The 2,402-nt window shown below is 53.5% G+C and carries 1 protein-coding gene; it reads right to left on the bottom strand.

Annotation, left to right across the window (positions count from 1 at the left end):
* Positions 1–165 precede the first annotated feature (165 nt).
* Positions 166–2,034 (bottom strand): biosynthetic-type acetolactate synthase large subunit, encoded by a 1,869-nt coding sequence (gene ilvB, locus LKK83_RS27010; protein ID WP_324634578.1) that lies wholly within the window; start codon positions 2,032–2,034, stop codon positions 166–168.
* Positions 2,035–2,402 lie beyond the last annotated feature (368 nt).

Genomic DNA, 2,402 nt, shown 5'->3' with positions numbered 1-2,402 from the left:
TGCGGGGGACCGGGGGTCAGTCGCTCGGCTTATATCCCCACGGATAAATCCGGGGGCTTTACGCCGATTCTCGGTAAGAGGATAAAAAAAGTGCATTAGGCGCAGGGTATGAAAATATCCGCACCGAAAACCGATGATTGCGCCTAACACACGCCCGTATCCTGCCTACAGCTTAGTGCCGCATTCGGGGCAAAAACTGTTCGTGGCGGCATTTTTCGCGCCACAATTGCTGCAATAGATTAATTCAGCAGCTTTTTGCAGTTTTTTGCGATCGGGCAAACCGAGCATTTGAGAATTGCTCTTACCCGGTGCTACCATTGGATAGCAATTTTCGTTTTTGGTGACGCGCACATCCAGGACCACCGGACCGTCATGGGCGAGCATTTCGGCGATCGCGTCTTTCAGTTCCTCGCGATGGCGCACCACGAGACCTTTCACGCCATATGCCTGACACAGCAAGGGAATATCCGGCATTCCCACTTCCATATTAGAGGCCATGTAGCGCTCTTTATAGAAGGTTTGCTGCCACTGACGCACCATGCCTTGCCAGCCATTGTTAATAATCAAGGTCTTGACATTAATGCCATATTGTGCTAATGTTCCCAGCTCTTGAACGTTCATCTGGAAGCTGGCATCGCCGCTGATGCAGATGACCTCTTCTTCCCGGAGAGCCACCTTCGCCCCCATTGCTGCTGGAACGCCATAGCCCATCGTTCCCAAACCGGCACTGGATATCCAGCGGCGGGGGCCATTTTTGAGGAACTGTGCTGCCCACATTTGGTGCTGACCCACATCGGTGGTGTAATATGCATCCGGTGCCTGACGCCCCACTTCCACGATCGCTTCTTGGGGAGAAATGCCCTCATCCGGGGTGGGAACCGTCAGGGGATACTCGTCGCGCCAGCGATTAATCCGCTCTAACCAGTCCTGGGTTTGCTCCGGATGGGCCGCATCACCGGTTTCGCGCAGGCGGCGCAACATATCCACCAGCACTTGTCGCACGTCGCCCACAATCGGCACGTTGGGGGCGCGGTTTTTACCCACTTCTGCCGGGTCGATATCGATGTGGATGGTTTTGGCGCGGGAGGCAAATTCATCCAGTTTGCCGGTTACGCGATCGTCGAAGCGCGCTCCCACGGCAATGAGTAAATCGCATTCGCTGACGGCAAAATTCGCATAGGCGGTGCCATGCATGCCCAACATGCCCACGGACAGGGAATGCTGTTCGTCAAAGGCACCCAATCCCATCAGAGTGGTAGTGACGGGAATCTGAAAATGTTCCGCCAGTTCTGTAATTTCCGCATGAGCGCCAGAAGCGATCGCCCCACCGCCCACATACAACAGGGGTCGTTTGGCTTGACGAATCAATTCTAGGGCTTGATTGATTTGACGCGGATTGCCTTTCACTGTGGGACGATATCCGGGTAATTTGATGCTCCCGGGTTCCACTGGGTAGTAGTCGAATTCTTCTAATCCCACATCTTTGGGCACGTCGATCAACACCGGTCCGGGTCTACCGCTACTGGCGAGATGAAACGCTTCGGCGACGATGCGCGCCATGTCGCGCGGATCGCGCACTACGTAGGAATGCTTGACAATCGGTAGGGTAATGCCGTAAATGTCGGTTTCTTGGAAGGCATCGGAGCCGATCGCCGGACGCGCCACCTGACCGGTAACCACTACCATTGGGATAGAATCCATATGGGCGGTGGCAATCCCGGTGACTAAGTTGGTGGCTCCCGGACCGGAGGTGGCAAAGCAAACGCCCACTTTGCCCGTGGCGCGGGCGTAGCCATCGGCGGCATGGGAAGCTCCTTGTTCGTGTCTGACTAGGATATGCTCGATCTCGCCTGCTGCTTCAAACCGATGCAGTTCGTCGTAGATTGGCAAAATCGCACCACCGGGATAGCCGAAAATATGCTGCACCCCGTGGCGTTTTAAACTGTCGATTAGGGCATAACCGCCCGTTGCCCGTTTAGCTGTCACGTTTGGCAATTCTTTTTTAGGTTGGGATCTACTTTTTTGCGAAAGCAAGGGTAAACCTCATGCACTTCATAAAAGTTCTATTTTAATCATGCCTTATCTCTAGAGCGAACGGTCATCTTTTTTTCGATAGATTTTTCTCAATGGGAACTCTGTTTTCTCTGTGATGACGATCGCTTCTCTGAGACTCTTCCCCCGTTGTTGCCTTTTCCCCCTGCCGATCGCGTTTTTTGGGCGCGTCTCTTGCATTATTTTGGGGAATTACTAATTGTCAATTGCGGCTTATTTATTCCTAAATTTTTGTTAGGGGTTGATGAATTTTAGACCCATTTTCCTGCACTCGGGAGCCTGATTCTCTGGCCGGTGCGTGACCCCCCGCTTTTCTTGGGTTCTCCCAGTGGCGATCGGGTGGCGGGGGT

The sequence above is a fragment of the Phormidium sp. CCY1219 genome (genome assembly GCF_035615515.1).
Taxonomy (GTDB): Bacteria; Cyanobacteriota; Cyanobacteriia; order Cyanobacteriales; family Laspinemataceae; genus CCY1219.
This window is presented reverse-complemented; position numbering and strand designations above follow the sequence as displayed.